Here is a 25,955-nt window from a genome sequence, read left to right as displayed (position 1 = left end):
TCCGAAGGCCGTCAACTCCTCGGTTTCCTCCGTCACTTCCAATCGTTATTCAGGGCTCAGGTCATGGTGCGGGAACAGGGAATGCCCGCCCGGCTTCGGCTGCCGTTTAGGCGTGACCCGAACGAAGGGAAAAGCTGTGAAGCTCAAGAAGAGCGCAACGATCATCGCCGGTGCGGTCATGGCGCTGAGCATGGGCGCCCCGGCGTTCGCCGACGCCGGTGCGTCGGGTGCGGCCGCCAACTCCCCGGGTGTCATCTCCGGCAACGTCATCCAGGTGCCCGTCCACGTTCCCGTCAACCTGTGCGGCAACAGCATCGACATCGTCGGTCTCCTGAACCCGACGTTCGGCAACACCTGCGTCAACGACTGACGTAGCGGCCCAGCCTTTCCTGCTGTGCCTCAGCCGGCCTTGGCAGCCCTCCCGGCGCCAGGGCCGGCTTCCCATCGGACAGAGAAAGACCACTAGATTGCGACAGGCCCTCAGCAAAGGAATGCTCTCCGCCGCGGCCGCCACGAGCATCCTGTCCCTGTCCGGCACCCACGCGTTCGCCGCTTCCGGAGCGAACGGGCAGGCGCTGGACTCGCCAGGCTTCTTGTCGGGCAACAACGTGCAGGCCCCGCTGGAAGTGCCGGTGAACGTGTGCGGCAACTCAGCGGACGCCGCCGCGGGATTGAACCCCTCGTTCGGCAACAAGTGCGGCTCCGGCTCCCACTCCGGCTCCCACTCCGGACCCGTACGACAGAGCCCTGCCCGGCAGAGCCCCGCCCCGCAGCGCCCTGCCCCGCAGGCCCCCGCCCCGAGGAGCCCCGACGCCTCACACGGGGGGCAGAGCGCCCCGAAGGCGCCGCCGCGCGCCCGCGACCGCTCCGACGACCGCTCCGACAGCTCTCACAGCCGCGACAGCTCCACGTCCGGCTCCGCCGCCCGCGGTGACACGACCCGGTCGCCCGGCGTGGGGGCGGGCAACAGCGCGAAGGCCCCGGTCGACGCGCCGGTGAACGCCTGCGGCAACACCGTGGGCATCGTGAACGCCCTCTCCAGCACCTTCGGCAACCGCTGCGGTCAGGACGGCATGCACCAGGGGCCGCCCGCTGTCCGGCCACCCGCTCCCGGGCAGCAGCCGCCGGCCCCCGGTCAGCAGCCGCCCGGCGCCACGCCGGAGGACCCCGCCGGTCCGCGGCCCCGTGCCATGCCCCCCGAGTACCCCGGGGACCCCGGGACCCCCGGTAATCGGGCCCCCTCCAGGGTGTCGTCGGCAACGGCGCCGGACCACAAGCCGCAGGGCAGGCACGCCCGGCGGCCGGTCCACATGGAGGTGCCCGGAACCCATCTGGCCGCCACGGGCTCGGATGCCGGGTTGCTCGGAGCCACGGCCGCGAGTGCGGGCCTGCTCCTCGGCGGCGCGATCCTGTACCGGCGGGGGCGTGCCTCGTCCCGGCGCTGACCGGACGGAAATCACGGTGCCGGGAAATGCAGTACGCCGGCAGGGAAGCCCAGACGGAATTGCTGAATGGCTTCCCTGCCGGCGCAAGGGAGGTAGAGACTTTGGCCTGCCCTTTGGGGGCGTCGCTCACCCACGGCATAATGCCGACGGCTGGCGGGAAGCGACCCGGCCTGTCCCAGTGAAGCGAATTCAGTGCATCACCGAATGGGCCGCGCGGGAACCGAGGTTCACCCATTCGCCCGCCGTGTCACTCATAAGAGAACCGGTTGGTGGCTCGGCTTCGGTGGAGCGATCACGTACACGGAAGCCGAGCCCGGTGCCGTCTCCGCGTCACCTGAACCGAGGCTAGAAGCGCTGGAGTTGAGGGGCCGCGCGCCACGCCTTTTCCTCCGGGCTTCCCACCCGATCAGCGCGCCGCAGATACCGTTCGACGCCTTTCACCAGACGTCCCGCGGTGAACGAGGCCCCGTACACGAAGCGCATGGCGGGTCCGAAGCTCGACGCGGTCGTCAGGCCGGCCAGGAAGAGCCCGGGGAGCGAGGACTCGAATCGGTCGCCGACGAAGGGCGTCCCGTCGGCGAGGGAGCGCAGGCGGCCGCGGACGTCCGGGGGCAGGACGCCGATGCGGTGGGTCGTCGCCCGGAAGCCCGTGGCCGCGATGATGTGGTCTGTCTCGAACCGCAGGCCCCCGCCGGTGGTGCTGCCCGTGCGCACCCGGACGCGGCTCCCCGCGGGTTCGGCCGCCTCGACCCGGTGGCCGACCCGCACCTCGACGCCCGCCTCGACACGGTCCCTGACCCACCACGCGCCGGCCGGGCCCAGCGCGCCCGCGGCGACACGGGCCCGTGCCGACTCCGGGAGCCGTCGGAAGGCGCCGGGGGTGTCCGCGTAGAACTTGTTGCGCCAGCCGCAGCCGAGACCCGTGTGCGGGGCGCGCAGCGACTCACGCCAGGGGCGCTGCCGGGGCGGCGGCAGGGTGTTCCAGCTGACGCGCGGTGACCGGGCGAGGATTCGTACCCGGGTGCCCTGCTCGGCCAGCAGGGCGGCGGTCTCCAGGGCGGCCTGGCCCGCGCCGAGCACCGTCACGTCCTTGCCGCGGAAGCGCAGCAGGTCGGCGTGGTGGCTGCTGTGCGAGACGTGAGCGCCACTCAGGCCGCGTACGGCAGGGGGGATCTCCGTGAACGGCAGGACACCCACCGCCAGGGCCACGGCCCGCGCGTGGTGGATCTCGCCGTCCTCGGTCCGTGCCTCGTAGCCGCCCGGGCAGGTCCGGACGGAGGAGATGAGGCGTTCGTCGACCGGCGGCGCCGCCTGCTCGGCGAACCAGCAGCCGTACGAGGCGAAGTGTTCGACGGGGAGGGGGCGGCCGTGTTCGGCGGGCAGGCCTTCGCGGGCGCAGTACGCGGCCAGGCCGTACCGGCCCGCGGGGTCGGACAGGTCGGACGCCCACGGCTCCGACTTGAGGAACATGCCGCGCGGCATGTGATCCCGCCAGGACGCCATGGTCCTGCCGAAGACGCGTACGTCCAGGCCGGCCGCCGCGGCGTGCGAGGCGACCGACAGGCCGTAGGGGCCCGCTCCGACGATCAGCAGGTCATGCATCGGTGACTGCTCGCTCTCTGTTCGGTGTGCCGTGGAGGACCGCGGGCGCGTGCTGCCGCGCCCTGACCGACAGGGACGTCAGGACCTTGCGCGCCCGGTGGCGTACGCCGTCGCGCAGCCGCCGCAGCACGTGGTGGCGCCACAGGCGGCGCAGGGCGGCGGCGGGCGCGGGGTCGTCGGCGGCGTGCCAGGCGAGTTCGGTGGCCGGTGCGGGCGTGCGTCGGCCGGGGCGGGGCAGGGCGCGCAGCGCGGTGAGGGGGGCGTAGTTCTCCACCACGAAGGTGCGGCCCACCAGGGGCCGCGGGGCGGGCACCGGCCGGTGGGTGAGGTCGAGGTGCAGGGCGCGCACCACGTCCGTGTCCGTGCCGTCGGCGAAGAGGCGGAACTGGGCGCCGGGGCGCGGGTTGAAGTCGATGAGGTGGAAGGCGCCGGTGACGGCGTCCCTGCGGAAGTCCAGGTCGAAGATCCCCTGGTACTCCAGGGCCGACACCACCTGTGCGGCGGCGGTCCACAGCGCGGGGTTCTCGGCCCAGTCGCCGCTCACCGTCAGTCCGGCCGAGCGCGGCCACGACCGGTGCTTGCGGCCCGTGCCTCCGCCGCGTACGACACCGCTGCGGCCTGCGCACCCGTGGACGAACCAGTCCGCCTCGCGGGCACCCGGCACGAAGGCCTGGAGGAGCAGGCGGCTGCCGGCCTCGGCGCGGCGCTCGTACAGCGCGGTGGCCTCGTGGCGGGAGCCGATCAGGGTGGTGCTGCGCAGTCCGGCGTCGTGGGGCAGCAGCCACGGGCGGCTCCACTTCGCCACGACGGGGGTACCGGGTGCCCCGAGGCGGCCCATGGCCCCCGCGGCCTCGGCGGCGGACTCCGGTGCCAGGGTCGTCGGGTGCGCCACGCCCGCCTGCGCGCAGACCTGGGCGAGGGTCGCCTTGTCCGCGACGCGCTCGGCCACGTTGCCGGCCACGCGGGGCAGCAGGAAACGGTCGGTGAGTTCTCCGTACAGGGCGCTGACCGCGAGGGCGCCCGCGTCGTCCAGGGGGATGAGCACGGCCGGTCCGGCGAGCCGGTGCGAGACCCGCCGCAGCACGGCGGCCACCTCGGCGAGCGATGCCCCCGGTGCGGGTGGCGCGTGCATCCGGTGCAGATATCGGGACCGCTGTACGGGGCTGTCGCGGTCGTCGGCCACCAAATGGACCTCGATTCCCGCGCGGCCGAGCGAGCGCACGGCGCCCAGCGTTCCGTGGTGGAAGGGATTCCTGTCGATTCGCAAGAGGACCGCAGGAATGCGTGTATCCAGAGGCTGCAACGTCACCCTCGCTTAACGATCGCCCATGCGGGCGATGTGGCGGAACTCAGGATTAGAAACACGATTGGCGCAATAGAAATAAATATGACGGAGTGTCAGTGAAGTGAGGCAGCAGAACGAGGAGCAGGTATGGGCCCACACGCCCCACAGTGTCTTCGACGCGGTAAGCGTCTCGCCGTCATTGCCGCCGGAATCGTGTCGTCGTTGACCCTGGCCTCCGTGCCGGGACACGCCGTCGGCGTCGCGGACGACGGTGAGCCTCCCAAGGGCGTCGTCGCCGCCCCCGCCTTCGGCGCGTATCTCGACTACGGACCCCGCGGGGTCGAGCGCATCGGTGAACTCAGTGAGTGGCTCGGCGGCACCGAGCTGCGGGTCGGTCACACGTACCTTCCGGGCGATCGCTGGAGCAACATCGAGGGCGCCCCGGACTTCCTGGAGAACTGGGCACAGTGGCGCAAGGAGAAGGAGAACAGGCTCTTCGTGCTCAACGTCCCGATGCTCGAACGCAACGAGGAGGGCGTCGGCGACGACGAAGTGGCCCGGATGCTGGGACAGGGCGCCGCGGGGGACTTCGACCGCCACTACCGGGTGCTCGCCGAGCGCCTTGTGGACCTCGGCGTGCCCGACACGGTCGTCGTGCTCGGCTGGGAGATGAACGGCACGACGTACACCCATCGCTGCGGTCCTGACCCGGAGTCCTGGAAGAAGTACTGGAACAGGATCGTCACCACGATGCGGTCGGTGCCGGGGCAGAAATTCAAGTTCGACTTCACGCCGAGCAGAGGGCGGGACGCCGTTCCCTGGACGGAGTGTTATCCCGGTGACGACACCGTGGACATCGTCGGCATGGACTCGTACGACCAGCCGCGCGGAATGTCGTTCGACGAGCAGGTGAATGAGCCCTATGGGCTCCAGCGGCACGTGGATTTCGCGGCGGAGCACAAGAAGCCCATCTCGTATCCCGAATGGGGGCTTTTCCGCAACGGCGACAACGAGGACTACATGCGCCGCATGCTGAAATGGATGGACGAGAAGAAACCGCTGTACAACACGGTCACCGATTACTGCCCGCACGGAGTGTGGCAGTGCAAGGACAATCCCGCGTCGGCGGAGGTCTACCGCAAGCTGCTCTCGGGCCGCGACGAGCCGCCGACCGAGCCCGGGAAGCCCTCGGACTGCTCGGCGGTCGGATTCGGCGACTGGATCGAACACTGGCTGGGCGGCAAGGTGTGTCTGCGCTTCGACTGGTGGAAGGACGAGCAGAAGCGCTGAACCACCGGCGCGACACGGGGGCGCGAGCCGTCACGACGAGGCTCCGTCGCCCCCGCGTCGCGCCTCGCGTTCGCGCACCCGCCGCTTCGCCCACTGGCGGCCGGAAGCACCCCAGGCCACCGCGTACACCAGGGGTGCGGTGCGTCTGCGGGCCAGCAGGAAGCGGCGGTTGGGGACCGGTTCGGGCCGCCAGTGGTGCTTGTACGGCTCGTTGCCGCGCAGCAGGCTCAGCGCGCGCGGGTGCTCGCCCGCGGTGTGGCGGGTGCACGCCTCCAGGAGCATCGTCGCCACGTCCACCTTGCGCTCCCTGAGCCGCGGGTGGGCGCCGTACAGATAGCCGCCGGCCAGCGTGCCCGACAGCAGCGTCAGGTCCGCGGCCAGCACCTCGCCGTCCAGGCGGAACTCGGTCAGCACCGCCTCGCCCGCCGCGACCATCGGACGCATGGAGCGCAGCAGGTGCTCGTGGAACCGCGGCTGGAGGTGCTCGGAGGTCACCTTGCGCCCCTGCCACTGCAACTGGTGCAGGTGCAGCAGTGTCCGCACCGAGGACTCGACCTCCTCGACGGGCACGACACGGCTCTGCACGCCCATGGCCGCCAGCTTGCGCATCTTCGCCCGGGTGCGCTGGGCCCGTGGCGTCGGCAGCCGCTTGAGCAACCCTTCCATCGGCAGCGCGGGAAGTTCGAGGCAGTGTGACGCGGCCAGCGTGCGCCGGGGGGCCGGCCACCGTTCGTAGAGGCTCTCCACACACGCGCCCGGCCGGACCTCGCCGAAGTCGATCAGCGCGGTCCGTGCCAGCGCGTACAGCCCGGAGAGGAGCGCTTCGGTGCCCTCCTCCTCGTACGAACCGTCCAGCAGGACGTCGGTGAAGTCGGAGATCGCGCCGCCCAGCGGCTTCAGCGCCGGAAGCGGCCGGTCCACCCGCATCAGCGGCGCGGCGGCGATCAGCCGCCCGCCCTGGTGGACCAGGAGCACCCGCAGCCGCCCAGGACTGCCGTACGACCGCCACCAGGACGACAGCCACGCATGGCTCTGGAACGGGGTCGCCGCCGCACACGCCCGGTACAGCCGGCCCCACGGTTCGGCCAGCGCCTCGAAGTCGTCCTCGTCCACGCACAGTTCGGCCACGGGCAGGCTGCTCCGTACCGTGCTCGCCGGTGCCGTGCTCATGGCGCGCTCCGCACCAGGGCGGACGCGGGCCCTGGCACGGAGGGCCCCGCCGACGCCTCCGAACGCGCGCGCGGACGGACCAGGAGCCCGAGGCCGCCGAGCAGCCCGCCGGCGCAGCCGCCGACCAGGGCCGTCACGCCGGTGGAGAGCGACGAGGGCGCGTCGGGCAGCAGGGCGCGGGAGAACGGCAGCAGTTCGACCTGGGTGCTGTCCTTGGAGTGGTTGGCGCTCGTGGCCAGGGACCGTGCCACCGCGTTGGCGGTGACGGCGGCGGACGACGGCTTCTCCGCGGTCGCCGAGACCGCGATCATCGGCGCGTCGGGGGACGTGACCACCTGCACCCTGTCTTGCAGCTCCGTGGCCGACATGCCCGCCGCCACCTGCGCGTCGCCCAGCACGGCGAGCTGCGTGGCGACCCTGCCGTACGCCTGGGCGAAGCCGAGTGCCGTGGTCGGGTCCGCCTTCGCCTGCGGGACGGCGACGACGTAACTCGTGGCCGTGTACTGCGGGGTCTGCAGCACGCCGTACCCGGCACCGGCCAGCAGGCCGAGGACCGCGCAGGCGGGCAGGGCCGACCAGCGGGGCAGCAGGGCGAGGCGGTCGCGCAGGGGGCCGATGCGCGAGCGCACGTTCACGGAGTCACTCATCGAGGGGTCACCTCCAGGGTCGGGCCGGGCGCAACTGACGTGTAGACGCCCATCAGCTGGTCGGCGCTTCGGGTGATGCTGTAGTGCCGTACCGCCGCCGGTGCCTCGCGGTGCGGCGGTACGTCGCCGCGCAGGCCGCGGAGGGCCTGCGCGAAGGAGACCGGGTCGCTCGGGCAGTAGGCGGCGCCGGAGCGTTCCCCGGGGGCGAGGCCCTCGATGGCGGGGCAGGACGCGTAGAGGACCGGGAGCCCGCTGGCCAGGCCCTCGACGAGCGCGAGACCGAAGGCCTCCTCGGGGGAGGGGGAGGCCAGGGCGTCCATGGCGGACAGCAGCGAGGGCAGGTCGGGGACGCGGTCCGCGGCCGTGCTGCTGCAGGTACCGCTACCGGTGTCGGTACCGGTGTCGGTACCGGGGGTCTCGTGGGTGGATTCGCCGACGAACCGTACGCGTCCCGCGAGGCCGAGCCGGACCGCGAGCCGCCGCAGCTCGGGCTCCTGAGGACCGCTTCCCACCAGGACGACGACGACATCCTCGGGCAGCTGGGCGGCCGCCCTCAACAGGACGTCGAAACGCTTGCCGGGGGCCAGCCGCCCCACACCGCCGACGACGAACGCCGTTTCCGGCAGCTCCAGTTGGTGCCGCGTACGGGTGCGGGCCGCCGCGTCGAAACGGAAGCGCTCGACCTCGATGCCGTTCGGCACCACCCGGATGCGCTGGCGCGGCACGCCCCACCGGTGCAGCCGCGCCCCCACGGCGGGCGAGACCGCGACCGTCACCCGGCCGAGGCGCTCCCCGGCCAGATACAGCGCCCGGACCCCCGCGGTCAGCGGCCGCCCCTCCATCTGCGAGTCGCCCAGGGAGTGTTCGGTGGCCACCACCGCGCGCACCCCCGCCATGCGGGCCGCGATGCGTCCGTACAGGCAGGCACGGTAGAGGTGGGTGTGCACCACGTCGTACCGGCCCGCACGGATGAGCCGGACCAGCCGCGGCAGCGCCGCCAGATCGCGGTTTCCGGCCATGCCCAGGTCGATCACGCGGTGCCCGTCCGCCTCGATGCCCCGCGCGACGGTGCCCGCGTTGGTGAGCGCGACGACGTCGCTCGATGTGGGCAAGTGGCGCAGCAGCAGGCGGAGTTGCTGTTCGGCGCCGCCCACGCCGAGCCCGGTGATGATGTGCAGGACCCTCATCCGGTCACCGCCGAGCGGTCCAGCGCGCGGCGCCTGAGCCGGTTCGTGCGCAGCTTCAGCCGAAGGCGCCAGGCCGTGTCGCCCTGGCTGATGTGGACGCGGGGCAGGGCGTACGTCCCGGCGAGCGGTCCCGGCGCGATCGCGCAGGCGTACCCGTACCCGGCCTCCCGCACGGCGGTCACGACCCGCTCGTCCACGTGCCCGTACGGGTAGCAGAAGCCCCGCACCTCGCCGCCGGTCAGGTCGCGCAGCGCGGCACGGCTGTCGTGCAGCTCGCGGCGCAGCAGCCGGTCGTCGGCGGCCGTCAGGTCGACGTGGGTCAGCCCGTGCGAGCCGATCTCCATGCCGCACTCGGCGGCGTGCCGGATGCCGTCGGCCCCGAGGAGCGGTTTGCGCGGGCCGAGCGGGTCCCAGGCGTTGTCGCCGTCGAGGCGGCCCGGCAGGACGAACAGGGTGGCCGTGCAGTCGTGCTGCTGGAGCAGCGGCAGCGCGTGCTCGACGAAGTCGCGGTACCCGTCGTCGAAGGTGAGGCCCACCAGGTTGTGCTCCTGGCCCTGCGCACAAGCCTCCAGCAGGTACTTCATCGACACGCCGCGCAGCCCCTGGCGCCGCATCCACCGCAGCTGCGCGGCCAGCCGGTCGGGCGCGACCGTGATCTCGTACGGATCGTCGGACGGGTCCGCGACGGAGTGGTACATCGCCACCCACGCCGGGGTACGGGGCGGCCGGAACCGCAGGAAAGGCTCCGTGCCGGACGGCGCGGGCGGAGTGAGCTCAACGGACATGACGCAGCTTTCTGCTGACGGAACGGAGGGCGGTCGCCCAGGGCTGCGCCCCCAGGAGCAGGCCCAGGAGCACGAAAGAGACGGTCACCACCGTGAAACTCGTGAGGACGGCCGGGACGGGCCGGGCGATGTGCCGCACGACCAGCGCGCCGAGCACGGCGGCCCCTCCCGCGGCGAGCACCAGCCGGGCCAGCTGCCCGACGACGGCCCGCGTCCTGACCGGCACGGTGCGCGGGCCCGTGCCGCGCAGCAGGAGCACCGCGGTGACGCAGATGCCGGTCGCGTTGGCCGCGGCGATCCCGCGCACACCCCACGTGCCGACGGTCAGGAAGCCGATGCCCGCGGTGGTGACGATGCCGATGGACATCGCGAAAAGCGGGGCCCAGGTGGTCCTGGCGGCCGAGAAGTGCGCACGGGCCAGCGCGCCCACCATCGTGTGACCGAGCAGGCCCAGGGCGTAGACGCGCATGACCGACGCGGTGGCGGCGGTGTCCCGCGCGGTGAAGGCACCGCGCTGGAAGAGCAGTTCGACGAGCGGGTGCGCGGCGGCGATGACGGCCGCCGCGCCGACCAGCACGACGCACCCGGCGAGGACGAGGTCGCGCTCGACACGTTCGCGGGCGCGTTCCGTCTCGCCCTTGGCCAGGGCACGGGCGACCACGGGAAAGGTGACCGTGCACAGCATGAGGGAGAGGGCCATCGGCATCTGCGCGACCTTCTGCGCGTAGTTCAGATGCGAGATGGCCCCGGCGGGCAGCGACGAGGCGAGGAACCGCTCGATGAGGACCTGCGACTGGCGGCACAGGGCGAACAGCAGGACCGTCCAGATGAGGGTGGTCTGGAGGGTGGGCGTGGGCGCGGGTGCGGGTGCGGGCGCGGGTGCGGCTGTGGCTGTGGCTGCGGGTGTGGCTTCGGACGCGGGTTGGGGCTGGGGCTGGGGCTGGGCTTCCGGCCGGTACGGGCGCCGCAGCTGCCGCCACAGCGAAGGCGCCTGTACGACGACCATGAGGACGCCCCCCACCGCCACGCCCGCCGCGGCGGCCCGTACCCCCAGGGGCACCGCCAGCGCGAACAGGGCGGCGATGATGGCCGCGTTGTAGGCGACGTAGACCGTCGCGGGGGCGACGAACCGCTGGTGGGCCCGCAGCGCCGCGCTGCAGTAGCCGGTGAGACCGAAGGTCAGGGCGCAGGTGGCGGTCACCCGGGTGCAGTCGACGGCGGGCCCGGGGTCGGGCAGCCCGGGGGCGAGCACCGCGACCAGGTACGGGGCCCCCGCGATGAGCAGCACCGCCGCGCCCGCGAAACACAGGGCCATGCGCGGCAGCGACGCCCGTACGAACTCCCGCACCGGATCGACGGCGGCGCCGTCCCCGCGGCGGGCCAGCGCCAGGCTGAACGCGGGCACCAGGAAGAAGGCCAGCCCGTCCTCGATGAGCAACGTCGCGGCGAGCTCGGGGAGCGTCCACGCCACGAGGAAGGCGTCGGTGTCGGTGCCGGCACCGAAGAAGTGCGCGAGCGCCTGGTCGCGTACGAGCCCCAGGAGCGAACCGGCGACGGACAGCACGGCTGTGACCAGCGCGGCCTTGGCGAGGAACGAGCCGCCGGTCCTTCCGCCGGTCTCCCGGCCGCCCTCGGGCCCGGTGCCGCCTTCGGGCCCGATGCCGCCCTCGGCTGCGGGGCCGTCCGGGCCCGCAGCCGTGGCCGGTCCCGTCCCCGCGGCCACCGGCGGCGGCACGGTCGTCATCGCGTACCCGCCTCTCCGGGCCGCTCCCGTGCGCCGACCGCCCACCAGGCCGCCATGCCGAAGGCGATCGCCGTCAGGACGGTGGAGGGCCCGCCGATGTCGGCGTACACGAAGTCGATCAGCTGCCAGACCAGCAGCCCGCACGCCACCAGCGCGCAGTCCAGCTCGGGCCCCCCGGAACCGCCCCCGGCGCCGCCTCCGACGCGCTGCCGCCCCCACCGCCGCACCCCGCACACCAGGAGCGCCACCCAGCCGCCGGCCAGCGTGACGAGGCCGAGCAGACCCTGTTCGCCGAGCACGAGCAGGTACATGTTGTGCGGGGAGAGCAGCGGCTGGCGGACGAAGCCGCTGCCGGCGCCCGCCGTGTCACTGGCGGCGGACAGGGCCAGCGAGGCGTGGCTGTCGCGGTGCTCGGGGAAGCCCTTCAGGCCCACTCCGGTCACCGGCTGCCCGCGCCACATGTCGACCGACGCGGCCCACATCGTGTAGCGGTCGGTGACGGACTGGTCGGGTGTGTCCGTGACCTGGGTGATGCTGCTGAGGCGCTCCTCGAGCATCTCGGAGCCCACCCCGAGCCCGGCCACCAGGACCACCCCGGCCGCGCCCGCGGCCAGCAGCGCCCGGCCCGCTCTGCGCACCCCCGCGAGCAGCAGCACCGTCGTGCAGGCCGCCGCGGTGGCGATCCACGCGCCGCGGCTGAAGGACAGGGCGAGCGGCACGGTCAGCAGGGCCGCGCACACCACCGCCGCGGGGCGCCGGCGCGGCGTGTGCGGGCGGAAGGCGAGTGCCAGCGCGCTGACGAGCCCGTACGAGACGACGGTGGCCATTCCCATGACGTCCGTGGAGCCGAACGTCCCGACCGCGCGGATGTCCTCGCCCATGTACGAGGCGCCGGTGCCGGTCAGGTTCTGGTGTACGCCGATGCCGCCCTGCCACAGTCCGAGCGCCACGAACGACCAGGCGAGCAGGCGGAAGTGGTGCGCGTCGCGGATCAGCGTCAGGACGGCCGCCGGGACCAGGACGAAGATCTGGAGGTAGCGTGCGGCTCCCGCGACGCCGGTCGACGCGGACGAGGCGCCGAAGGCGGCCACGGTGATGCCGACGACCGGCATTCCGATGAGCACCGCGGCGGTGCGGGTCAGCGGGCGCCGCCCGGCCCGCACGGCGCGTACGACGCAGAAGCCGACGACCAGTGCGGACACCGCGTCGGCCACCGTGCCGGTACCTCCTCCGCCGCCTCCGGAGGAGGTCGCATCGGCGGGCACCGGCAGTGCGAGGAGGGCGACCAGGAGCACCACCGGCAGCACCGGAGCGCTGCGCCTCAGCTCGGGGAGGACCACGTCGGACAGGCGTGACCCGTGCGGCACGGCGACGGACGTGTGGGTCACCGTGGTCAGCTCCCCGTGCGGCGTACGAGGCAGCCGAGGGTGCGGAGCAGGATGCACAGGTCCTGCCAGAACGACCAGCTGTCGATGTAGGCGTTGTCGAAGCGGCACCGGTCCTCGATGGAGGTGTCGCCGCGCAGGCCGTGGATCTGGGCGAGGCCGGTGATGCCGGTCGGCATGCGGTGCCGGTGGGCGTAGTCCGGATAGCTCTGGCTGAACTGCGCGACGAAGAAGGGCCGTTCGGGCCGCGGGCCGACCAGGCTCATGTCGCCCCGGAGCACGTTCCACAGCTGGGGCAGCTCGTCGAGCGAGGTGCCCCGCAGGAACCGGCAGAAGGCGCTCATCCGGTGCTCGTCGGCGACGCTCCACCGGGTCGCCGCCTCCTGCTGGTCGGCGGGCCGGTGGGTGCGGAACTTCAGCAGGGTGAACAGCTGCCCGTCCTTGCCGACGCGTTCCTGCCGGAAGATCACGCCGGGTCCCTCCACGGCCCGCAGCACCAGGGCGCAGGCCGCGAGGACGGGCGCGGCCACCAGCAGCAGGACGCCCGACACCGCGATGTCCAGCAGCCGCTTGCCGATGCCGATGCCGCGGGACCCGGCGGCCGGCAGGGGGCGGCACGCGAACCCGGCCACGTACTGCCGGGGTCCGCCCGGCGCGTGCGCGGCCTCCGCGCAGCGCGGTTCGAGCTCCCACAGGTCGCAGCCGAGGCCGCGCAGCGCCGACAGCCGTGCGGCGGGCCCGGGCCCGGGGCCGTGGCCGTGGCCGGTGAGGAGGAGCACGGCCCGCACATCGTTCTGGATCACCGCCCGCTGCAGCTCGTCCTCCGTGCAGAGCACCGGCAGTCCGGGCCCGGCCTCCGCCGCCGTTCCGGGGGCGCCGTCCTCGTCCCGCTGGGGCGGGTCCGCCGTCTCGCTCACGATGCCGACGGGCCGCATGCCGCAGCCGGGGCGCCGCAGCAGCGCCGCCGCCACCGCGCGCGCCGGACCGCTCGCCCCGAGCACCAGCACCGGGCTCGGCCTGCGCAGGGTGGCGGCGCGCCGGTGCCGGTGGACGAGCGCGCGCCCGCAGAGGCTCAGCAGACACTGCGTCAGGGCCAGGCCGAGCAGCGTCCGGAGAGGGAGCGGCGCCGACCAGGGCAGCGCGGGGTAGAGGGCCGCGGTGAGGGACCAGGCGAGCGCGATCCGCCCGGTGACCGAAGGCACCTGGCCGAGCGTGTCGGGCATCGCGGTGTACTCGTACAGGCGGCCCTGGATGTTCAGGAGCAGCACGCCCGCCACGAGCAGGGGGGCCAGTACGGCCTGCTGTCGCGGTTCGCCGAGCAGCAGCAGGCCGAGGAGGGCGGCGGCGCAGTCGGCGGCCACCAGTGCGGCGGCCGGGCACCGCCGGCGGTCCTGCCGCCGCGCCGACGCCCCGGCGCGGCGTGCCGTCGCCTCGCGTGGTGCGACGACGAAGGTTCCGGGCGGGGCCTGGGTGTCCTGCCGTGGCTGAGCCGATGAGGAGGCAACGGTCCGTTCCGCACTCACGTGGTGGTGCACTCCCTGTATCCGGTGGGCGCCGTGCCCAGAAGCTCGTCGTAGACCTCGTCGATGGCGGCCGCGGCGCGCCGTGCGTCGTGGTGGTCCAGTACGTGGCGGCGGCCGCGCCGCCCCAGCGCGTCCCGCAGTTCTCCGTCCCGCAGCAGGGTGATCAGGGCCTCCGCCAGAGCCCGGGGGTCCTCCGGCGGTACGAGGGCGTGCGGGCGGTGGCCGGGCGGCAGGCTCTCCCGGGCGCCGTCCACATCGGTGACCACGACCGGGCGGCCGCAGGCCATGGCTTCGAGCGGGGCCAGCGCCATGCCCTCCCAGCGGGACGGCAGGACGACCACGTCGGCCGCCCGGTACCAGGGGGCGGCGTCGGCCGCGGCCCCGGCGAACGCGACCCGCGGCCCGGCCCGCTCCCGCAGCCGGCCGGCGTCGGGCCCGTCCCCGACCAGGACCAGCCGTGCCTCGGGCACCCGCGCGGCCACCGCGGGCCAGGCCCGCAGCAGTACGTCCTGCCCCTTCTGGCGGCAGAGCCGGCCGACGCACACCACCAGGGGGACGGCCGCGGGGTGCTGGTCGTCGGGGGCGAACCGGACGGTGTCGACCCCGTTGGGCACCACCGAGTAGGAACCGGTGATTCCGGCCCGCAGGCCGGTGCTCCGCTCCGCCTCGCTGACGCAGACGATGCGCGTCGCCCAGCGGGCCGCGCGGCGTTCCCAGAGGCGGGCCAGGAGCGCGGTGGGGCCGCCGACCGCCTCGAAGGACCAGGCGTGCGGCTGGAACACGGTGGGGACGCTCCCGCGCAGCGCGAGGCGCGCGGCGAGCCCGGCCTTCGCGCTGTGCGCGTGGACGAGTGCGGGCCGCACCGTGTCGACGACGCGCTTCAGGTCCCTCGTCTCGGCCCCGAGGCGCGGGCCGGGGGAGCGGGACGCCTCCCAGGGGTGGACGCGTACGCCGAGGGAGCTCAACGCCCGGGGCAGGAAGCCCTCCTGCGGACAGGCCACGTGTACGTCGGTGCCCGCCGCGGCCTGAGCCGCGGCCAGGTCGACGACGACCCGCGCCACGCCGCCGTCCACGGGCTGGCTGATGTGCAGGACCCGCGGCGGAGGGGGTGCTGAAGGCAGAGGCATGCGCGTCTCCCTCGAGTCAGTGCGGCAGAGGGACGACGAACACGCGACGCAGGCCCGGGGAGTGACGCATGACGGCGTTGGCCTTCCGAGTGTGAGAACTCTGAACCACAGCGGAGTTGGGGCGATTCGCAGCGAATATACGAATCTGAACGCGTATGAGTGGAATGCCCTAAAGGGGAAGCGCAACTGTAGCCGCTGGAACGAACGGCTCCGTCAACCTCTGCACGTGTGTCGGAATGGTGAAGGCCGCCGGTCCGGCTGACGTCACCGCAATGGATCGCGCCGCGTATCACCCGTCTGGGCGCACAACTCGGCGCGGCGGTCAGCAGTTGATCCCTCTAGACGGGCATCCCGCCCGTACGTCGCATCATCACCAAGGAGCAGCACCCCATGTCGCGTACCACCAAGGCTCTCGCCCTGTCCGCCGTCGCCGCCGCAGCTGTGGCCGGATCCGCGGGTGTCGCTGCCGCCGACAGCGGCGCGCAGGGCGCCGCCACCAACTCCCCCGGCGTCATCTCGGGCAACGCCGCTCAGGTGCCGGTCCACGTTCCCGTCAACGTGTGCGGCAACAGCGTCAACATCATCGGCCTGCTGAACCCGGCGTTCGGCAACCAGTGCGCCAACGACTGACGCACCGTCTGATGTGAACGGCCGTCCCCGTGGAAGCGGGGGCGGCCTTTCCGTGCGTCCGCACGGAGCCCGCCCGCTCCGACGGCAACGGACGGGCCTCGCGACGTGCCCCGAATGGAGTGTGCGCCGCCGAACAGCCGACCGACCGTCACATCCCCTCCCGACCTGCGCGGATGCCCGCGCTCCCCAGGCAGGGGCGATACCTCGCGCAGCCGCTCGGTTGCGGGCGGCCCGCGCCGCTCCCACGGTGATCACAAGATCCGACGCATCACCGAAAGGGAACCACCTATGCGCGCTCTGCCCGTACGGCGCCTCGCGACCACCGCTCTGTGCGCGACGCTGCTTCTCGGCACGGCCGGCCCGGCCCTCGCCTCCCAAGGTGACGCCACCCGCGACGAAGCCCCGAACGCCTCGAGCGCTCCCGCCCCTGATGCGAACACCCTGCTCGGCCAGGTCCAGCAGCTGAGCGGCCTCGGCGGTGTCCTCACCCCCGTCACCGACCTGCTCGCCGCGTTGCTCAAGGCGAAGGACAACAAACTGCCCGCCGAGGACGTCAAGCAGCGCACCGAAGCGGTGAAGAAGGCGATCGAGGCCGTCGCCAAGCCGCCCGTCAAGGCGCCCGCGGACCCGGCCGCCGCGATGCCGCAGGCCCCCGCCGTGCCGCAGCTGCCGACCGGGGGAGCGGAGCGCGCCGCAGGGGCGCCGCTCGACCCCAAGGGCGACGCCGTGGCCGCGCTCCAGAAGGCCGTCGACGCCCTGGTCAAGGCCACCACGGCCGGCGACCCCAAGGCGGTGCTCGCGGCGGTCCCGCCGGTCATCTCCAGTCTTGTCGACACCGTCGTCGCCACCGTGACGGGCGGCGGCCTGCCCAAGCCGAACGTCCCCGGGCTGCCCAAAGCGCCCGCGGCGGGCCTCCCGCAGACGCCCGCGGCGGATCTCCCGCAGACGCCCGCGGCCTGAGTCCGCTCCCGCCCGTCGTTCCGGACGCTGTCCGGCGCGGCGGGCTTCTCTTTGCGTGCCGTCAACCACCGCCATAAACAGGCCGGTCGATATGAGGATGAGACGCCTTCTTCATTCGTCCTCCATTCGGCCTTCATTCGAGTGGGTTCCCGGAAGTTTCAGGGCCAGGGGTTTCCGTACCGGGCCGTGCTCGTTAGTCCCGGTGAAGAGAGACGACAGGCAGACGAATGCCTGAACGGTGCTCGCCAAAGGCGACGCGCGTCGCCAAAGAAAGGAACATGATGAAGGCCCTGAAGGCTGCCGCTGTCCTCGCCGGTTCGATCGCCGTCGCCGGAACCGCCGCGCCCGCGTTCGCCGACAGCCTGACGCCCACCAGCCTGAACGGTGGTCTCGACGCCCTCACCAGCCAGTCGCTGCTCGACACCAAGCCGGTGGGCACGAACATGCTCGACACCGAGAACCCCAACTCCGTCGCCAACACGGTCATGGACACGGTGGAGGGCCTGAACTCCGCAGGCGGCCCCAGCGAGCTCCTCGGCGGCCTCCCCCTCGCCAAGTAGTGGGTCGACGGTCGCCCGAGGTCGCCCGAGGTCGCCCGAGGTCGCCCGAGATCGCCCGAGATCGCCCGAGGCCGTGCAAGGGCCGGTCATCTCCGCCACGAACCGGCCCTTCGGAGCACCCGTCACCGGAGCCGACCGGGTGACCCCTTCGTGTGATGGCGCGCCCCCGCTGGGCCAGTCGGGTGACAACCGGACCGGGCTCGTCCGCCCGCGTCGCTACGGTTCCCCCCATGACCACAACTTCCAGCGAAGAGCGCCCCTTTCAACCGGCCGACCTGGGCACCCTGGCTGTTCTCGCCTGGAGCGGCGAGCACCCCGATGACGAGAAGGACATGCCCTTCCTGCTGGCCTACTCCCTCGGTGACACCGAGGGCGGCCCGGAAGCCACGGCCGAAGCGATGCGCACCCTTCTCGACGACGCGGGCCTGCCCATCGGCGGCCCCCTCGTCGACGGCGCACGCCACCCCTCCCTGCCGGTGACCCTCCTCGTCCAAGGCGACCAGGCCGTCGTCAACATGCCGCACCTGAACGCCCAGTGCGTGGTGCCGCCCGAGTGGCTCGCCGCCGTCAAGCTGCGCGGTCACGCCTACTTCCTGGCCACCACGCGCGCGTGGCCCGAGGCCAAGCCCGGCGAGCCCGTGCCGAAAGAGACCCTCGGCGAGTTCGCCGCCGACGAGGAGACCCTCCTCAACGCCACGCACTGCCTGCTGCCCGCGCGCAGCCTGCGCTGATGCGCCGCACCACCGAACTGCCGCACCGGGTGCCACCGCAGGCCGCCGGCCCGTCCGGTGCGGCCGCCGCCCCGCCCCCCGAGGCCGTCGCCCGCGAGCAGCGGTCGGGCAGGCCGCTCGGGCTGCTCCTGGTGCTCACCGGCGCAGCCGGGCTGCTTGCGGCGTGGGTCATCACCCTCGACAAGCTCAAGCTGATGGCGAACCCGGACTTCGTGCCCGGGTGCAGCCTCAATCCGGTGGTCGCCTGCGGCAACATCATGAAGAGCGAGCAGGCGGCGGCATTCGGCTTTCCCAATCCGCTGCTCGGGCTCGTCGCGTACGCCGTCGTGATCTGTGTCGGCGCGGGCCTGATCGGCGGCGCACGCCATCCCCGCTGGTACTGGCTGACCTTCAACGCGGGCACCGCATTCGGCGTCGCGTTCTGCGGCTGGCTGCAATTCCAGTCCCTCTACCGCATCAATTCCCTCTGCCTGTGGTGCTGTCTGGCCTGGGCCGCCACCACCCTCATGTTCTGGTACGTGACGGCACACAATGTGCGGTCCGGATTCCTGCCGGCCCCCCGCGCTCTGCGCACCTTCCTGGGGGAGTTCACCTGGGTGCTTCCCTTCGCGCATCTGGGTGGCGTCGGCATGTTGATCCTGACGCGCTGGTGGGACTTCTGGACCGGATGAAGAAGCGCCTCACCGACCGTGTGACCCGTCGGCACCTCATCGGGACGGCGGCCGCCGCGGTCGTCGCCGCCGCGGGCATTGTCCGGTCCGTACCGGACCCGCCGGGGCCTGCCGCTCCCGTGCCTGCCGCTCCCGTACCGGACCCGCCCGTGCCGGGCCCGGCGGGCGCGTCCGGGGGCGTGCCGTTCGACGAGATGTACCGGGGCCGGCATCTCCAGGGCAGGCCGGTGCCCGAGCCGCCGGGCGGGCCGGCCGGGCATGACTCCGCAGGCTGGCACGTCACCGTCGACGGCCGGCGGCTCGGGCTGATGCGCCGCGCGGACGGCAGCTACCTGAGCATGGTGGACCACTACGAGTCGTACGCGACGCCGCTGGCCGCGACCCGCGCGGCCGTCGACGAACTCGGCCCACTCCAGGCCCTGAGCGGCCTCGGCCACTGAGCCGGACACCAGGCCCCTGAACGCGGAAGGGACGGACATGGCCCACACCCGCAGGAACCAGCGAAGCCTCGGCCGGGCAGAGCGGCGCCGCTTCGTCGACGCGGTGCTGAAACTCAAACGCCGCGGTGAGTACGACGAATTCGTCCGTATGCACATCGACTTCTACGTGTCGGACGGCGATAAGGAACTCAGGGTCGCCCATATGACCCCCTCGTTCTTTCCCTGGCACCGGCGTTTCCTGCTCGAATTCGAGCGGGCGCTGCAACGCCTCGACGCCGGCGTCGCCGTCCCCTACTGGGACTGGACGAAGGACCGCAGCCCGGCCGCCTCGCTGTGGGGCGCGGATCTGATGGGCGGGAACGGGCGGCGGGAGGACCGACAGGTCACGACGGGCCCGTTCGCGTACAAGAGCGGGCACTGGACCATCAAGGAGTCGGTCACCGACGGGGAGTTCCTGACGCGTGACCTCGGCCGCTCCAAGGAGCCGATCGGCCTGCCCACCGCGCGGGACGTGGAGCACGCCATGGCCGACCCCCTCTACGACGCACCGCCGTGGGACTCCACGTCTCCGGAGGGCTTCCGCAACAAACTGGAGGGCTGGACGTCGGCGCGGGGCCCGGAGCGGTGGCAGAACCACAACCGCGTCCACCGCTGGGTCGGCGGCCACATGCTGGGCGGCGCCTCGGTGAACGATCCCGTCTTCTGGCTCAACCACGCCTTCGTGGACCTGCTGTGGGACCGGTGGCAGCGCCGCCACCCCGGCTCCGCCCGCTATCTGCCCGAGCGGCCGCCGGGCCTCGGTTCGTCCCAGTACCGGCGCATCGTGGCCCGCGGCGAGCCGATGCCGCCGTGGGACGTCCCCCCGGACAAGCTGCTGGGGCACAAGGGGCTCTACGCGTACGGGGCGTAGGCCGGGCAGGGCGCGGGCCGGACGGGGTGTGGGCCGGGCGTGGTGTGGGCCGGACATGGCGAAGCCCCCGGCGGAACGCGCGGCGGGGGCTTCGTCAGCGTGCTTCGTCAGTCTGTTTCGTCAGCCTGTTTCGTCAGCGGGTTGGTCAGCCGCCGTAGCCGGAGCCGCCGTTGTGGCCGCCGTTGTGACCGTTGTGGCCGCCCTTGTGCTCACCGTTGTCGGCGCACTTGTTGCCGAAGGTGGGGTTCAGCAGGCCGATGATGTCGACGGTGTTGCCGCAGACGTTCACCGGGACGTTGAGCGGGACCTGGAGCAGGTTGCCCGAGATCACACCGGGGGAGCCGACGGCGGCACCCTCCGCACCCGCGTCCGCCATGGCCATGCCGGAGCCGCCGAGGACGACTGCGCCGGTGCTGAGGGTGACGGCGGCTGCCTTCGCGATGCGAGACATCACGTTCTCCTTTGATTTTGAAATAGAGCGGCTGCCCACACGCAACCGCATTTCCTCTAACGGCCGACGTCAACGCGAGGTCACGGCTCGGAAGTGCGACGGGATCATGCCGAACTTGATTTCCGTGGCAAGTGCCAGATTTTCTTTCGGCATTCCGATGCGGGGCCGTCGGGTCATCGCCGGTTGCGGCGTTGTCGATATGTGGGACTAATAGGCCGGCCGGGTGGCGGTACCCGTGACCTTCGGACGGCTCGAGCGGTTCTGAAAACATGACATCAGCACGACGACTCATCGCCGCCGTCTCGATGGCCGCCGGTGCGGCGGCTCTGGCCGCGCCGACAGCCCAGGCCTCCACCCCCACCGACGACACGGGGAAGCTCTCGGTGCTCCGCACCATCGACGGCATCGCCAGGGACGGCATGCCCGAGGACCAGGCCCGCCAGCTGCCGACCGTCGAGAGCCAGCTCCGCGGCATCGAGCAGCTCAACCAGTTGAACCAGCTGAACCAGATCACGGGCCTGGTGGCCCCCCTGACGAACCTCGTGCCCGGCATTCAGTAGAGACCGGCGGCGGGCGGCCGGCGGACGGTCCAAGGGCCGTCAGAGCAGCCGCACCCCGCGACTGGCCAGATAGCTCACCGGATCGATGTCCGAACCGTATGCGCGGCGGACCCGTACCTCCAGGTGGAGGTGCGGGCCCGTGGCACGCCCGGTGGCCCCGCTCCTGCCGAGGAGGTCACCGGCTGCGACGTCGGCTCCCTGGCGCACCGAGATGCTCGACAGGTGGGCCACGAGGGAGTAGTGGCCGTCCGGCATCCGCACCGTCACGGCGTTGCCGTACGCGCCCGACCACCGGGCGACGAGGACGACGCCCCCGCCCACGGCGTAGACCGGTGTTCCCTGCGGAACGGCGAGGTCGATGCCCGTGTGGTGTCCGGCGAGCCAGTTGCCGCGTACTCCGTAGGGCGCACTCACCCGGAATCCGCGGCGCAGGGGCTTCGCGTACTCCTGCGGCGGTCCTTCCGGAAGCCCACGGTGCTCGTCGGCGCCGAGACGGTCGTCCGCCTCCGCCAGGAACGCCTCGAACTCGGCGTCGTACTCGCCGGAGCAGACGTGATCCGGATCGTGGTGGTCCGGATCGTGGTGGTCCGATGCGTGGTGGTCCGATGCGTTGTGGTCCGGCCGGGCGACGGCGCGGGACGCTGTCAGCGGTACAGAACCGCCGACCAGCAGCGCCGCGGCGGCACCCAGAACGCGGCGCCGTGGTGTGGCCGCTTCTGCCGCGCTCGCTATGTCGTGTTCCATGTCCGTCAGCTCACTGGTGCCGGGCCCGGACCGCATCTCGGGTGAGCCGCCTGGCGTAGGGAGCCGGTCACGCCGGCGGGGTGATCCCTCCGTCCGTGCTGCGCTCGGCGGGTGGCGGCCAGTGGGGGCGCGCGGGTTCCGGGAGGGACCGCAGGGCCTGGCCGACCGAGGTGTGCGACGAGAACAGGGCCGTGCTCCCGCTGTGTTCGAGCAGCGCGGCGAGGCGGCGGCCCACGCCCGCGAGCATCAGGTCGCCGGCCCGCCGCCGCAGGAGCCAGTGCAGTGCGAGCAGGCAGTTCAGGCCGCGGGAGTCGCAGAAGGTCAGGGCGGTCACGTCGAGGACAATGTGGCGCCGGCCCGCGTCGACGGCGCCGGCCAGGGTGTCCATGAAGAACTTCTCGGATGCCTGGTCGAGCTCGCCGCTGAGCCGCACCACGGCACAGACGTCGGATTGGGCGAGGCCCGCAATGGACAGACGGTGGGACGGCATGCCCATCACACCTCCAGGGCCGTCGGGGTGCACCGGTCCGGCGGCAGATCCGGACCGGCTCGGAGATCCGCACTCCGGGTATACAGGATCGGCGGGGAGACGTCAGCCCGCACGGGCCAAGTCACAGCCGGCACCGGACGCACTCGGCCGTCCGACCGGAACGGACAATTCACCCGTCCGTCCGGCAGCGGGAAATGCCCTGGCCGCCCCGCCCGCGCTTACGTTGGTGCTCCCCGGCCCTCTCCCGTCGATCAGGCCGAAGACCTTGCAGGAGCGCGCGTGAAGATCGATTGCGTCGGTGGCGGCCCTGCCTCCCTCTACCTGGCCGTTCTGATCAAACTCCAGCAGCCGGATCACGAGGTCACGGTCCACGAGCGGCGCCCGGCCGGTGCCCGCCACGGCTGGGGCGTGACGTACTGGCCCGACCTCCTGGAGGACCTGTACGCCCACGACCCCGAGAGCGCACGGCTCATCGAGGAGCAGTCCGTGCGCTGGCAGGGCGGATTCGCCCATGTCGGTGACCGGACCACCGCGCACGACGGCGACCCGGGGCACGCCATCGCCCGGCACCGGCTGCGGACCGTCCTGGCCGACCGGGCCCGGTCCCTGGGCGTACGGCTGGAGTTCGGCAAGGAGATCGGCAGCAGTACGGACCTGCCCGACGCCCACCTGGTCGTCGCCGGTGACGGGGCGCACAGCAGGCTCCGCACGGAACACGCCGCGCCGCTCGGCACGCGGGTGACCACGGGCGCCAACCGCTTCATCTGGCTCGGCACGACCCGCGTCCTCACCGCGTTCACCTTCGCCTTCGTCGAGACCGAACACGGCTGGATCTGGTGCTACGCCTACGGCTTCAGCGCCGAGCACAGCACCTGCGTCGTCGAGTGCTCCGCCGCGACCTGGGCGGCGCTGGGCTTCGACCGGCTCGACCGCTCCGAGGCCCTGCGCCTGCTGGAGAAACTCTTCGCGGACCTCCTCGAAGGCCACGAGCTGCTCGACGGCCGTGGGTCGCCCGACGGCCGTGAGTCGCCCGGTCGCGGGAACCCCGAGAGCCATGGGAGCCGTGAGAGCCATGGGAGCCATGGGAGCCGTGAGAGTCCCGCCCAGTGGCAGGCCTTCCCCACCGTCACCAACGCGTCCTGGTCGTACGGCAATCTCGCGCTGATCGGCGACGCCGCACACACCACGCACTACTCCATCGGGGCCGGCACCACGCTCGCCCTGCGCGACGCGATGAGCCTGGCCCGTGCGCTGCGGACCGCCACCGCTCCGTCGGAGCTCCCCGCCGCCCTGGCCGCGTACGAACGCGAACGCAAGCAGGCCCTGCTCTCGGTGCAGAGCGCCGCCCGGCACAGCGCCCAGTGGTACGAGAACCTGCCCCGCTACATGGGCCTGGAGCCGCACCAGATGTTCGCGCTGCTCGGCCAGCGCCACTCGCCGCTCCTGCCCCACGTGCCGCCGCAGCTCTACTTCCACGTGGACCGGGCCGTCGGCCGCCTCCAGGTCCTGCGCTGGCTCAAGCAGCGCCTGGGGCCCCGCCTGGCCCGCACGCTGCAGAGCCGCCACGGGGCGGAGCGCAGCGGTTCTCGGACGGGCTAGACGTGACGTCCGGCAGCAGCACGCGGGCCCGGGCCAGGGCGAGGGAGCTGTCGTCGGTGTGGGACAGGACGCACACCTCGGGGATGCTCTCGATCCGGGCGATCAGGTCCTTCGCGTGCCGTCGCCCGACCAGCACCAGCACCAGCACCAGCACCAGCACGGTAAGCACACTCCCCATCCTCCTCCCGGCCCCGCACGTGTCCTGAGCGAGCGGCCGGAGGAGGACCGACACAGGCTGGTGCGTCAGGCGGTGGCGGCGTCCGTGCTGGTCCGTACGGAGTCAAGGCCGGTGTCGACCACGGACAGGGCGATCTTGCCCGCGTCCATCACCTGCTGGCCCTTCTCGGTCGGGTCCATCAGGGTCTCGCCGACCACCCGGCCGACGTTGCCCTTCCCCTCTTCGGCCGGGGGAGCGGCGGCGTGAGCGGGTGCGGTCGCGGCGACAGCGGCGGCGGCCAGGGTCAGAGTGGTGAGCAAGCGCTTCGAGTTGTTCATGGTCTCTCAAACGGCGGAGAGCGCCGGAGGGTGCGCCGACACCCCCGGTAACCCGGGCAATTCCGCCGTCCGAGCGATCCGCACCCGAAAGGATCATCACCGTGGGGTTGCACAAGGTGTCCGCCGGGACCCGGCAGGCGTACGACGACGTCTACAGCACGCCGATCAGCGCGCGCGGTCTGGCCGCGCACCGCGTCCCCGAGCACAGCTCCGACCCGCGCGCGGTGGCCGCGATGGTCGAGGACGAACTGGCGCTCGACGGCAACTCGTCGCAGAACCTGGCCACGTTCTGCACGACGTGGGCGGAGCCCGAGGTGCACCGCCTCATGGACGCGTGCATGGACAAGAACATGGTCGACAAGGACGAGTACCCGCAGACCGCGGAGATCGAGTCCCGCTGCGTGCACATGCTCGCCGACCTGTGGAACTCGCCCGAGGGGCGGACCACCATGGGCTGTTCCACCACCGGGTCCAGCGAGGCGGGCATGCTCGGCGGCCTCGCCCTCAAGTGGCGCTGGCGCGAGGCGCGCAGGGCGGCGGGCAAGCCGGCGGACCGGCCCAACCTCGTCTGCGGCCCCGTCCAGGTCTGCTGGGAGAAGTTCGCCCGCTACTTCGACGTGGAGCTGCGCCAGATTCCGCTGGAGCCCGGCGCGACGGGCCTGCGCCCGCACCAGCTCCGCCAGTACGTCGACGAGAACACCATCGGCGTCGTCGCGATCCTCGGCGTCACCTTCACCTGCGACTACGAGCCCGTCGCGGAGATCGCCGCCGAGCTCGACGCGATCCAGGCGGACACCGGCCTCGACGTGCCTGTCCACGTGGACGCGGCGAGCGGCGGCTTCGTGGCGCCCTTCCTCCAGCCGGACCTGGTCTGGGACTTCCGCGTGGAGAGGGTCGTCTCCATCAACTCCTCGGGCCACAAGTACGGCATGGCGCCGCTCGGCGTCGGCTGGATCGTCTGGCGCTCGGCGGACCACCTCCCGGAGGACCTGGTCTTCCGCGTCGACTACCTGGGCGGCGACATGCCGACCTTCGCCCTCAACTTCTCCCGTCCCGGCGGCGAGATCGTCGCGCAGTACTACACGCTGCTGCGGCTCGGCCGCGACGGCTACCGCAAGGTGTACGAGGCGTGTGCGGCGAGCGCGCGGGCGCTGGCCGACGAGGTCGCGGGCATGGGCCCCTTCACGCTCCTCTACGACGGCCGCGGCGCGCTCCCCGCGGTGTCCTGGACGCTCACCGATCCGACGACCGGGTTCACGCTGTACGACCTGACGGAGCAGCTGCGTACGCGCGGCTGGCAGGTTCCGGCGTACCCGCTGCCTCCGGAGCGCCACGAGACGGTGATCCAGCGGGTCCTGGTACGGCACGGCATCGGGCACGACAAGATCATGCTGCTGGCGAGGGACCTGCGGGCGGCCGTGGAGCGGCTGTCGGGCGGGTCGACCGGCGCACCGGAGAGCGCGGCGTTCCACCACTGAGGGACGGTGGCGCCATCCGGTGCGTCGTCCCTCCGGTGTGTCGTCC

Annotated in this window: 27 protein-coding genes; 13 read left to right on the top strand and 14 right to left on the bottom strand. The window is 72.6% G+C overall.

Going from position 1 to position 25,955, the window contains the following annotated elements; all coding sequences use genetic code 11:
* Positions 1 to 112: 112 nt before the first annotated feature.
* Positions 113 to 370, top strand: coding sequence for a chaplin (locus tag AB0N81_RS19685; protein WP_365359883.1), 258 nt, complete (start codon positions 113 to 115; stop codon positions 368 to 370).
* A 97-nt stretch (positions 371 to 467) separates the two neighbouring features.
* A complete protein-coding gene (locus AB0N81_RS19680) occupies positions 468 to 1,445 on the top strand; it encodes a chaplin (RefSeq protein WP_365359881.1) in 978 nt (325 codons plus the stop codon).
* A 345-nt stretch (positions 1,446 to 1,790) separates the two neighbouring features.
* Here AB0N81_RS19680 and AB0N81_RS19675 read toward each other — a convergent pair whose 3' ends face one another.
* Positions 1,791 to 3,047, bottom strand: a complete 1,257-nt coding sequence (locus tag AB0N81_RS19675) for an FAD-dependent oxidoreductase (RefSeq protein ID WP_365359879.1) — start codon at positions 3,045 to 3,047, stop codon at positions 1,791 to 1,793.
* A complete protein-coding gene (locus AB0N81_RS19670) occupies positions 3,040 to 4,350 on the bottom strand; it encodes an ATP-grasp domain-containing protein (RefSeq protein WP_365360077.1) in 1,311 nt (436 codons plus the stop codon). Before AB0N81_RS19670 ends, AB0N81_RS19675 begins: the two co-directional genes overlap by 8 nt.
* Positions 4,351 to 4,479: 129 nt before the next feature.
* Here AB0N81_RS19670 and AB0N81_RS19665 point away from each other — a divergent pair, with 129 nt between their 5' ends.
* Positions 4,480 to 5,622: a glycosyl hydrolase gene (locus AB0N81_RS19665; protein WP_365359877.1), complete on the top strand. Its 1,143-nt coding sequence runs from the start codon at positions 4,480 to 4,482 to the stop codon at positions 5,620 to 5,622.
* A 30-nt stretch (positions 5,623 to 5,652) separates the two neighbouring features.
* On the opposite strand, the gene AB0N81_RS19660 is transcribed toward AB0N81_RS19665, so the two are convergent.
* From AB0N81_RS19660 to AB0N81_RS19625, 8 genes are all read right to left on the bottom strand, one after another.
* Positions 5,653 to 6,792, bottom strand: coding sequence for a GNAT family N-acetyltransferase (locus AB0N81_RS19660; protein WP_365359875.1), 1,140 nt, complete (start codon positions 6,790 to 6,792; stop codon positions 5,653 to 5,655).
* Positions 6,789 to 7,439 carry a lipopolysaccharide biosynthesis protein gene (locus AB0N81_RS19655; protein WP_365359874.1) on the bottom strand — a complete coding sequence of 217 codons (651 nt, stop codon included), beginning with the start codon at positions 7,437 to 7,439 and terminating at the stop codon, positions 6,789 to 6,791. Before AB0N81_RS19655 ends, AB0N81_RS19660 begins: the two co-directional genes overlap by 4 nt.
* Positions 7,436 to 8,626, bottom strand: a complete 1,191-nt coding sequence (locus AB0N81_RS19650; protein ID WP_365359872.1) for a glycosyltransferase — start codon at positions 8,624 to 8,626, stop codon at positions 7,436 to 7,438. The genes AB0N81_RS19655 and AB0N81_RS19650 overlap by 4 nt, the downstream gene beginning before the upstream one ends.
* Positions 8,623 to 9,324, bottom strand: coding sequence for a polysaccharide deacetylase family protein (locus AB0N81_RS19645; RefSeq protein ID WP_365360075.1), 702 nt, complete (start codon positions 9,322 to 9,324; stop codon positions 8,623 to 8,625). The genes AB0N81_RS19650 and AB0N81_RS19645 overlap by 4 nt, the downstream gene beginning before the upstream one ends.
* A gap of 76 nt (positions 9,325 to 9,400) precedes the next feature.
* Complete coding sequence (locus AB0N81_RS19640) at positions 9,401 to 11,155, bottom strand: lipid II flippase MurJ (RefSeq protein WP_365359870.1); 1,755 nt, start codon at positions 11,153 to 11,155, stop codon at positions 9,401 to 9,403.
* Positions 11,152 to 12,495: an O-antigen ligase family protein gene (locus AB0N81_RS19635; RefSeq protein ID WP_365360073.1), complete on the bottom strand. Its 1,344-nt coding sequence runs from the start codon at positions 12,493 to 12,495 to the stop codon at positions 11,152 to 11,154. Before AB0N81_RS19635 ends, AB0N81_RS19640 begins: the two co-directional genes overlap by 4 nt.
* A gap of 53 nt (positions 12,496 to 12,548) precedes the next feature.
* The gene (locus tag AB0N81_RS19630; RefSeq protein WP_365359868.1) at positions 12,549 to 14,063 is read right to left on the bottom strand and encodes an exopolysaccharide biosynthesis polyprenyl glycosylphosphotransferase; all 1,515 of its coding nucleotides are present in this window, start codon (positions 14,061 to 14,063) and stop codon (positions 12,549 to 12,551) included.
* The gene (locus tag AB0N81_RS19625) at positions 14,060 to 15,190 is read right to left on the bottom strand and encodes a glycosyltransferase (protein ID WP_365359866.1); all 1,131 of its coding nucleotides are present in this window, start codon (positions 15,188 to 15,190) and stop codon (positions 14,060 to 14,062) included. Before AB0N81_RS19625 ends, AB0N81_RS19630 begins: the two co-directional genes overlap by 4 nt.
* A gap of 390 nt (positions 15,191 to 15,580) precedes the next feature.
* Here AB0N81_RS19625 and AB0N81_RS19620 point away from each other — a divergent pair, with 390 nt between their 5' ends.
* The 7 genes from AB0N81_RS19620 to AB0N81_RS19590 all read left to right on the top strand — a co-directional run bounded on the left by AB0N81_RS19620 (position 15,581) and on the right by AB0N81_RS19590 (position 20,092).
* Entirely contained in the window at positions 15,581 to 15,820 is a 240-nt protein-coding gene (locus AB0N81_RS19620) for a chaplin (RefSeq protein WP_365359864.1), read from the top strand.
* A gap of 288 nt (positions 15,821 to 16,108) precedes the next feature.
* Positions 16,109 to 16,780 (top strand): hypothetical protein, encoded by a 672-nt coding sequence (locus AB0N81_RS19615; protein ID WP_365359862.1) that lies wholly within the window; start codon positions 16,109 to 16,111, stop codon positions 16,778 to 16,780.
* 281 nt (positions 16,781 to 17,061) lie between these two features.
* A complete protein-coding gene (locus tag AB0N81_RS19610) occupies positions 17,062 to 17,340 on the top strand; it encodes a hypothetical protein (protein WP_365360071.1) in 279 nt (92 codons plus the stop codon).
* Between the two features lie 230 nt (positions 17,341 to 17,570).
* Positions 17,571 to 18,071 carry a DUF5949 family protein gene (locus AB0N81_RS19605; protein ID WP_365359860.1) on the top strand — a complete coding sequence of 167 codons (501 nt, stop codon included), beginning with the start codon at positions 17,571 to 17,573 and terminating at the stop codon, positions 18,069 to 18,071.
* Positions 18,071 to 18,742: a vitamin K epoxide reductase family protein gene (locus AB0N81_RS19600; protein ID WP_365359858.1), complete on the top strand. Its 672-nt coding sequence runs from the start codon at positions 18,071 to 18,073 to the stop codon at positions 18,740 to 18,742. Before AB0N81_RS19605 ends, AB0N81_RS19600 begins: the two co-directional genes overlap by 1 nt.
* Positions 18,721 to 19,182, top strand: a complete 462-nt coding sequence (locus AB0N81_RS19595) for a tyrosinase family oxidase copper chaperone (protein WP_365359856.1) — start codon at positions 18,721 to 18,723, stop codon at positions 19,180 to 19,182. Before AB0N81_RS19600 ends, AB0N81_RS19595 begins: the two co-directional genes overlap by 22 nt.
* A gap of 37 nt (positions 19,183 to 19,219) precedes the next feature.
* A complete protein-coding gene (locus tag AB0N81_RS19590; protein WP_365359854.1) occupies positions 19,220 to 20,092 on the top strand; it encodes a tyrosinase family protein in 873 nt (290 codons plus the stop codon).
* Positions 20,093 to 20,237: 145 nt separating this feature from the next.
* On the opposite strand, the gene AB0N81_RS19585 is transcribed toward AB0N81_RS19590, so the two are convergent.
* Positions 20,238 to 20,543, bottom strand: coding sequence for a chaplin (locus tag AB0N81_RS19585; protein ID WP_365359852.1), 306 nt, complete (start codon positions 20,541 to 20,543; stop codon positions 20,238 to 20,240).
* 269 nt (positions 20,544 to 20,812) lie between these two features.
* Here AB0N81_RS19585 and AB0N81_RS19580 point away from each other — a divergent pair, with 269 nt between their 5' ends.
* On the top strand, positions 20,813 to 21,103 hold the full coding sequence (locus AB0N81_RS19580; protein ID WP_365359850.1) for a hypothetical protein: 291 nt from the start codon (positions 20,813 to 20,815) through the stop codon (positions 21,101 to 21,103).
* 39 nt (positions 21,104 to 21,142) lie between these two features.
* Here the strand turns inward: AB0N81_RS19580 and AB0N81_RS19575 are convergent, their stop codons facing one another.
* Positions 21,143 to 21,847: a M23 family metallopeptidase gene (locus AB0N81_RS19575; protein ID WP_365359848.1), complete on the bottom strand. Its 705-nt coding sequence runs from the start codon at positions 21,845 to 21,847 to the stop codon at positions 21,143 to 21,145.
* Positions 21,848 to 21,914: 67 nt separating this feature from the next.
* Positions 21,915 to 22,337 carry an STAS domain-containing protein gene (locus AB0N81_RS19570; protein WP_365359846.1) on the bottom strand — a complete coding sequence of 141 codons (423 nt, stop codon included), beginning with the start codon at positions 22,335 to 22,337 and terminating at the stop codon, positions 21,915 to 21,917.
* 279 nt (positions 22,338 to 22,616) lie between these two features.
* Here AB0N81_RS19570 and AB0N81_RS19565 point away from each other — a divergent pair, with 279 nt between their 5' ends.
* A complete protein-coding gene (locus tag AB0N81_RS19565; RefSeq protein ID WP_365359844.1) occupies positions 22,617 to 23,936 on the top strand; it encodes an FAD-dependent monooxygenase in 1,320 nt (439 codons plus the stop codon).
* A 243-nt stretch (positions 23,937 to 24,179) separates the two neighbouring features.
* On the opposite strand, the gene AB0N81_RS19560 is transcribed toward AB0N81_RS19565, so the two are convergent.
* On the bottom strand, positions 24,180 to 24,431 hold the full coding sequence (locus AB0N81_RS19560) for a hypothetical protein (protein ID WP_365359842.1): 252 nt from the start codon (positions 24,429 to 24,431) through the stop codon (positions 24,180 to 24,182).
* Between the two features lie 101 nt (positions 24,432 to 24,532).
* On the opposite strand from AB0N81_RS19560, the gene AB0N81_RS19555 reads away from it, so the two are divergent.
* Entirely contained in the window at positions 24,533 to 25,909 is a 1,377-nt protein-coding gene (locus tag AB0N81_RS19555) for a glutamate decarboxylase (RefSeq protein ID WP_365359840.1), read from the top strand.
* The last annotated feature ends 46 nt before the right edge of the window (positions 25,910 to 25,955 follow it).

Origin of the sequence: Streptomyces sp. NPDC093510 (assembly GCF_040683555.1) — a bacterium.
Taxonomy (GTDB): domain Bacteria; phylum Actinomycetota; class Actinomycetes; order Streptomycetales; family Streptomycetaceae; genus Streptomyces.
This window is presented reverse-complemented; position numbering and strand designations above follow the sequence as displayed.